The following is a 7,252-nucleotide window of genomic DNA, read 5'->3' on the forward strand; positions in this document are numbered from 1 at the left end:
CCCCCCCCCACCCGCCGCACCCCGCACCCGCTCCAGCGGCAGTGCTGGTGGTGGCCGGCAGGCGCGGCCCGCGCCGGTACCGCGACCGAACGGGACGCTGTACCACCCGCGCCGGCTCGGCAAGGGCTGGGACGTCGAGGAACTCCGGCGGCTGCGCACCCAGCAGGTGCCCGTGCTGCTGTACGGGCCGCCTGGCACCGGGAAGACCGCCATGGTCGAGGCGGCCTTCCCCGACCTGCTGACCGTCGCCGGCACCGGCGACACCGTCGTCGACGACTTCCTCGGCTCCTACAACCCGGTACCCGGCGGCGGCTACGAGTTCATCCACGGACCGCTCGTCACCGCGATGCGGGAGGGGCGGGTGCTGCTGGTCGACGACGCCACCCTCATCCCGCCCCGCGTCCTGGCCGTGCTGTACCCGGCCATGGACGGCCGCGGGGTCATCACCATCCCCGCCCACGGCAACGAGACCGTGGAAGCCGTCGACGGGTTCTACATCGTCGCCGGCCACAACCCGGGCGTGCACGGCGCGGTCCTCACCGAGGCCCTGGCCTCCCGGTTCACCGTCCACCTGCACGTCACCACCGACTGGGACCTCGCCCGCCAACTCGGCGTCCCCAAGCAGGTCGTGGCCGCAGCGATCGACCTCAACGCCGACCTCGCCGCCGGCAAGACCATGTGGGCGCCGCAGCTGCGCGAACTGCTCGGCTTCGTCAAGGTCCGCGACCACCTGGGCATAACCGCCGCCCTGGCCAACCTGGCCGGCATCGCCCCCGAGGACGCCCGCGACGACGTCACCGCCGCCCTGTCCCGACACACCGGCACGCCCATCACCGCGCTCGCCCTCGGCAAGCGCTAACCGCCATTCACCTCAGATTTCTGGAAGGAGCCAAGCCGTGTCACACCCCAGCACCCACCTCCAGCAGGGCGCACCGCCGACGCCGGCCGGCGCCAGCGACTGGCATGACTGGTCCGCGGCGTGGACCAAGCACGTCCCGCTGCTGACCGGCCGTACCGACCTCACTGTCCTCGTCGCCCCCGGCGCCGCCGGGAACGCGCCCGAGTGCTTCTACCCCGACCTCAACCGGATCGAGGTCGACGCCACCTACATCGCCGAGCGCCCCGACGTCACCGACCCGGCCAAGGCACGGCACAAGCGCCTCGTGCCCACCGGCTACGGGCTGCTCGTGCACGGCGCCGCGCACGCCGCGCACAGCCGCTGGGCCACCCCGCCCGGCACCCCGCCGATCCTCGCCGCTGTCGCCGACATGTTGGAGGAATCCCGGGCTGAGGGACGCCAACGCGCCCGCCGCCGGGGCGACCGCCGGTGGTTGCGCCACATCGTGAAGACCCTCCTCGACCCCGGCGACGCGGCCGTCGACGACGCGTGGCACGCCGGGCAACTCGCCGCCCTGCTCCTGGCCCGCGTCGACGCCCGCATCGTCACCAGCAAGGACGTCCGCCCCGTCCGGGCCGCCGTCACCGGCGTCCTCGGCCGCAAACGCCTGCGGCAACTGCGGGACATCTGGCGGGAGGCCCACACCTGCGACGACGCCGATGCCGACACCATGATCTGCCTGGCCCGGCGGTGGTGTCAGGTCCTCTGCATCGACGCCGACCAGCAATACGACCCGCCCGTGCCGGACGCCGGCCTGTTCCCTGGCAGGCTCGCCGCGGCCCTCGTCGACTACCTCGCCGTCGCCGCTGGTGTCACCCCGACCGAGTACGCGACGGCGCTGCTGGCCCACCGGCACAGCCCACCAGCGGAGTGGACCCGCACCGACCCGACCGAGCAGGAGCACCGCGCGGCCCGCGACCTGTCCCATCGGCTGCGGCAGGCCCGCACCCGCCACCCCGAACCCGGCCGGCGCCCCTCGGCGATCCCACCCGGTCGGCTCCGGACTCGGCAGGCCATCACCGCCGAAGCGCAAACCGCCGCCGGGCAACTCCCAACCGCCGCCCCGTGGCAGCAGCGCGCACAACTGCCGCCCGAGAAACCCCGCCTGCACCTGGCGATCCTGGTCGACCTGTCCGGGTCGATGAGCCGCTACACCGAGGCGATGTCCTCCGCAGCGTGGATCTTCGCCAACGCGGCACGCCGCGCCGAGGCGACAACCACCACCATCGGGTTCGGCGACCGCACCACCGTCCTGGTGCCCCCACGCACCTACCCCAGGCAGGTGATGCACATGCGCACCGGCCTCGCCACCGCCACCTTCCCGGAAGCGGTCAAGGTCGCCGACCAACTCCTCGACCTGCGCCACGGCCGCACCCTGCGGATGCTCGCCGTCGTCTCCGACGGCTACCTCGACGACATCCCCGCCGGGCAACAACTCGTCACCACCCTGCACCGCGCCGGCTGCGCCGTGCTGTGGCTCCACCCCGCCGACCCGCCCACCGGCGGCGAGCCGACCGACCCGGACCAGGTCTGGGGGCACACCTTCACCCACGCCACCACCCTGACCGTCACCGACCCGACCGAGGCCATCGCGGCGATCGCCGACGCCGCCGTCACCGCACTCACTCAGGCCTGAACCCCGGCCGAGCAGGCCCCGATCCGGCAGCCAACCAGTCCCAATCCGCGCCGCGGCGCTGCGCGCCGGCTACGGCCCGCGCAGCGCCGCACGCCGGGATCCACGACATACCAGGGCCTGGAATGCGGGGCTGCCCCAGGCGGCCCCACCCGCATCCCGCGGAGGGCCGCTGCCGAACGGCCTCACTGCTGCCCCGCGACTTGACCACCCCCCGCCATCGAAGCGTGCATGCATCGCGTCCTGACCGACCCCGGGTCCGGACGCGGTACGACGCTGCCCAACAAGGAGTTCTCATGCGTTACGGCACCGACGACGAACACCCCTTCGACACCGACAACCGCGCCTGGCGGCGCCTGCGCGACGTCACCAGCGAACACTTCGACACGATCACCTGGACCCGGGACCCGGACGGACGGCCGGTCCTACTCACCCTGCGCGACATGCGCACCGGAGACACCGTCACCCTCGCCGTCCTCGACTCCCTGGAGATCCGCGACCCGCACGCGCTGCTCGCGGTCCACACCAGCGGCGAGCTCGGCGCCCACGGCCCCACCAGCGGCGCCGACGCAGCCCACTCCCACGCCGCCACGCTCAACAGCACCACGCTAGCCCTGACCAGGCCCGTACCGCTGCACGACCCCGCCGTCACGGATCTACCCGCCACCAGTTGGGTCGACCTACCACCCGACCTCGCCCACGTCCTGCGCCCGGCCCTCGACGACGCCCGCACCGCCGTTCTCGTTCTGCTCGACCGCACCGACGGCAGGCTCGCCGCCATCGGCCCGTTCCCCACCCACGCCGCCGCCGACACGTGGCAACCCGCCGACCGGCCCGGCCACACCGCCGACCGGCTCACCGTGCCCCTGCACCCGATCACCATCGAGCAGGCCCAGCCATGACCAACACCCGACCGCTGGCACACCCCGCCTCCTCACCCATCGTGGCCATCGACGTCGACGGCGTCCTCAACCCCGCCAACCCGGCCCACGCCGAGACACTCGGCTACCGGCCACACCGCTACGACGGGCCCGCCCCCGACGGCCGGCACGTCACCGGCACCGTCTGGCTGAACCCCCACCACGGGCCATGGCTGCGGGAACTCGCCGAGCACGCCCAACCGGTGTGGTGCACCAGCTGGAACCACCTCGCCGCCACATGGATCGCGCCACGGCTCGGCCTACCGACCACCTGGACGCACGTCCCCGTGCACGCCGGCGGAATCCGCTTCGGCCACCAGAACAAACTCACCGACCTGTATGCCTGGGCCGCGCGACGGCCACTCGCCGTCCTCGACGACGAGTTCGGCGGCAAGGACCCCACCACCGCCGACCAGCGCACCGCCAGCGGCGCACCCACCCTGCTGCACCCGGTCGACCCGTACCACGGGCTGCGCCGTGCCGACGTCGCCACAGTGCTGACCTGGCTGGGTCAGCTCTGACCAGGCCATACCGGCACCGAGGAACTCCGTTCACCCGGATCCGCAGGGCCCGCATCCACGCATGCGGGCCCCGCGCCGCAACGAGATGGAGCTGACTATGGACAGCATGTTCAAACCCGCCGACGAACCGGACGCCGACCGGTCACCCCGACTCAACGTCGGCGACCCGGAACTACGCAAGACCCGACGACTCGCCCGCGAGTGCGACACCTGCATCTTCAAGCCCGGCAACCCGATGCACCTCGACCCCGGCCGGCTCAAGCAGATGGTGACCGAAGCGCGCGGCGACGCCGGCTACATCATCTGCCACTCGACGCTGCCCTACGCCGGCAGCCCGGTCCCGCCCGCGCTCTGCCGTGGCTTCGCCGACCGCTACCGCACCTGGCAACTCCAGGTCATGGAACGACTCTGGGGCTTCGTCGACATCGAGCCACCCGACCCGGACCCCGCCCGCACCCCCGGATGCCCAGGAGACACCCACCATGCGTGACATCAACGACTTCCTCCGACGCCAAGACCAAATCATCGACACCACCGGCTGGGCCGTCACCCACGTCCTGCCCACCGACGACGACCCCGACACCACCGCCCCGTTCGCCTATACCGTCGGACTCACCGCCTACGACTACCCCGAACTGATCACCGCCGGACTGCCACCCGAGGTCGCCCACAGCCTGCTCAACGACCTGGCCCGCCGGGTCTACGACAAGGCCGAACGGTTCACCCACGGCCAACGCATCAGCGACCTCATCGCCGACTACGACGCCATGATCATCGACGGGCCACCCACCGACGAACTGCTACCCGCGATGGCGATCAACCGCTACGGCCGCGACCAGATCCGCCTCCAGCAGATGGTGTGGCCCGACCAGGAGGGCCGGTTCCCCTGGGACGACGGATACAACTTCGACCGGCACGCACAGCCGCTGATCGCGCAGCTGTAACAGGGCAGGCCAACTGCGGTCCACCGGGATCCGGGCGCCTCTACCGGCGCTCGGATTCCGGCCACGACCGGATGCGCTGGCCCACGTCGGCTCGTGCTGTGCCGTCACCGATGTCAAGGCCGTCGCTGGGATCAACACACCGTTAGCCAGTCACTCAGCATTAGCGAATGCCCGGCTTTCCCGGCGGCTCGCCGGGCATGGAGTGAGAAGGCGGCTCTCTTTTTGTTGGTGGCAAAGTACGGCTGGGTGCCAGCTGATGCCTGTACCGTGCGCAAGCGCGGGCCATGTCGACGGCCGATCGATGACCGCGCTGCGGGGCCGAGGCACGGCACGCCGCGACAAGATCTACCGTTGCTTCTGACCACCGAGCTGGTAGAGAGCAAGGTCTACCTGACGCGCTGACCATTCGTAACCTTGGCCGGCTAACTCGGCGCGACATCGCTCCACCAGCGCCAGGTAGCGACCGTAACGACCCGGCCGGTTGTCGAGCATAAGGCCCAACTGCTGCAGGCCTGAATGCGCTCGACTGTCGTATACGGCGAGCCGCGTCGGTGCCGCTACAAAGCACACGACCGATGCCAGGGCATCTCCGTTGCTGAAGCCTGGCAGTGGTGTGAGAGCGGAGCGGGCGGCCACTGCTGCCTCCGCAACCGTTCGTGACTCGTCCTGTGCCGCGGTGACGGCCCGCTCGGTATGCTGCCGGATCTCCTGCTCAGGGCAGCTCATCAGACGCGCCATCCAAGGGGTGTCCGCGCGTAATCGCTTCCAGGCGCTCAGAGCCCCCAGGTCGAGCTTGCCCAGACTCCCGGCATCAGCCACCCGGGCGATGACCTGCTTGATGACCTCGTCGTATGCCGTACTCACCTCGATGGCGTACAGCTCGGCGGCCATGACTAGCCGTTGAACCCGCTCTCTCGGTTCCACCCCTGAAGCGTGGCACAGCCACTGGGCCGGTAGAAAGATCATTTTCGCGCGCTTGTCAGGGCCTCTGCGGCCGGCTCAGAGGGCGTTACGAGGCTCCAATCTCCTCGGTGACGCGGCTGGTTCCGTGTCCGTTCGCGGTTCGCGGCACGGGTGGCCAGTACCGGCGGACGGTGCGCTCGGACCGGCCGATTCTGGTGGCGATGTCGGCTGGGTGCAGGGACGGGTCCTGGCGGTACCAGTAGGCCACGGCCCCGGCGGTGTCGGGCGGCACCTCTGCGCTGCTTGTGCCGTCGTCCGGTTCGGGGTCATGTCCCTGGCCCTCGAGGGGGTCCGGTTCAATTTCTTGGGCAGCGTCCGGAGTATTGACTCTGTCCTGCTCGTCGGAGTTCTCGACCGGCGCGACTGAAGAGCCGGTGGGGCGGGACCTGCTGCTTCCGGACCGGTCCGTGTCGTGGTGAGAGAGGTCAGTGCCCCGCAACGGCGCCGTGTGCGGCGACGCCGAGGCGTCGTTTCCGGTCCGGACGAGGTGAGCGTCCTCGTGGTTCCGTGCATCGTCCCGCGGGGGCTCAGGTGCAACTTCCTTGGTGTCGCGCGCGTCGGTCGGCGAGTGCCCGATGGCGTCCGCATTCGAACGCTCGCCCTCGTCGCCGCGGATCGCAGCCTCCGGCCTGTCCGTCGACGATACGTCGAAGCCTCGGGCCTGCCGCGCTGCATGGGGCGGCCCTGATGCGGGGGCCGGTGCCTTCAGGCTCGGGGGTTCGGCCGTCGGGGACTGCGTCTCCGCTGGCATGGTGGCGGGTTGCTGGCCGTCGGCCGGGCTGAGGGAGGGGGCGCGGATCCGGCCCGCGATCTCGACCAGGCTGATGCTAGCCACGACGACCAGTCCGTCGACGGAGATGGGCAGAAGGTACGAGGCGCCGGCGTCGGTTTCGCCGTACCGGGCGGCAACGCCGGCCATGTGCCAGTAACTCACCCAGGCGGCGATGCCGGCGATGACGGCGGCGGCGATTAGCCGCGCGGCGGCCAGGCTGCGGCGGTCCGCGGGTACGCGGGAGATGAGTTCGACGGTCAGCAGCAGCGCCAGCGGCGGCCAAGCGGCGATGATCTGGCTGATGAGGTTCGGCCGGGCGTGCAGGACGTTCGCCGCGATCGACGCGGCGACGCCGAGGGCGAGCACCGCCCGCACGGCCCACCGCAGGCGGGTCAGGTGCCGGAGGTCGGCCTCTGCTACCTCCGTTGTACGGGCGGCGGTATGCCGGGGTAGCGGTGTGGCGGTCATGCGGCGGCTCCGTCACCGGGCCGGGGCGCCGGCCGCAGGTCTGGTCGGCGGGCGGGACGCTGGACCTGGGCGACCAACTCGTCGGCCAAGGCGATGGTGTCGTCGCTGGGTTCGGCGTCGATCTCGCCGAGGG

8 protein-coding genes are annotated in these 7,252 nt (G+C 71.3%); 6 read left to right on the forward strand and 2 right to left on the reverse strand.

Annotated elements, in window-relative coordinates; genetic code table 11:
- The 6 genes from ABD52_RS34840 to ABD52_RS34865 all read left to right on the forward strand — a co-directional run.
- The coding region (locus ABD52_RS34840) for an AAA family ATPase (RefSeq protein ID WP_047894537.1) at positions 1 to 859 on the forward strand (859 nt) is incomplete at its 5' end.
- Positions 860 to 896: 37 nt separating this feature from the next.
- Positions 897 to 2,534, forward strand: coding sequence for a VWA domain-containing protein (locus ABD52_RS34845; RefSeq protein WP_013289184.1), 1,638 nt, complete (start codon positions 897 to 899; stop codon positions 2,532 to 2,534).
- 293 nt (positions 2,535 to 2,827) lie between these two features.
- On the forward strand, positions 2,828 to 3,433 hold the full coding sequence (locus tag ABD52_RS34850; RefSeq protein WP_047894538.1) for a hypothetical protein: 606 nt from the start codon (positions 2,828 to 2,830) through the stop codon (positions 3,431 to 3,433).
- Complete coding sequence (locus ABD52_RS34855; protein ID WP_013289182.1) at positions 3,430 to 3,972, forward strand: hypothetical protein; 543 nt, start codon at positions 3,430 to 3,432, stop codon at positions 3,970 to 3,972. Before ABD52_RS34850 ends, ABD52_RS34855 begins: the two co-directional genes overlap by 4 nt.
- A 97-nt stretch (positions 3,973 to 4,069) precedes the next feature.
- Positions 4,070 to 4,462, forward strand: a complete 393-nt coding sequence (locus ABD52_RS34860) for a hypothetical protein (protein WP_041799146.1) — start codon at positions 4,070 to 4,072, stop codon at positions 4,460 to 4,462.
- The gene (locus ABD52_RS34865) at positions 4,455 to 4,916 is read left to right on the forward strand and encodes a DUF4262 domain-containing protein (RefSeq protein WP_013289180.1); all 462 of its coding nucleotides are present in this window, start codon (positions 4,455 to 4,457) and stop codon (positions 4,914 to 4,916) included. Before ABD52_RS34860 ends, ABD52_RS34865 begins: the two co-directional genes overlap by 8 nt.
- 345 nt (positions 4,917 to 5,261) lie before the next feature.
- Here the strand turns inward: ABD52_RS34865 and ABD52_RS34870 are convergent, their stop codons facing one another.
- Entirely contained in the window at positions 5,262 to 5,807 is a 546-nt protein-coding gene (locus tag ABD52_RS34870) for a hypothetical protein (protein WP_013289179.1), read from the reverse strand.
- A gap of 118 nt (positions 5,808 to 5,925) precedes the next feature.
- On the reverse strand, positions 5,926 to 7,119 hold the full coding sequence (locus ABD52_RS41800; protein WP_082171446.1) for a DUF2637 domain-containing protein: 1,194 nt from the start codon (positions 7,117 to 7,119) through the stop codon (positions 5,926 to 5,928).
- Positions 7,120 to 7,252 lie beyond the last annotated feature (133 nt).

The sequence above is a fragment of the Micromonospora sp. RV43 genome (genome assembly GCF_001029515.1).
GTDB classification, from domain to species: Bacteria; Actinomycetota; Actinomycetes; order Mycobacteriales; family Micromonosporaceae; genus Micromonospora; species Micromonospora aurantiaca.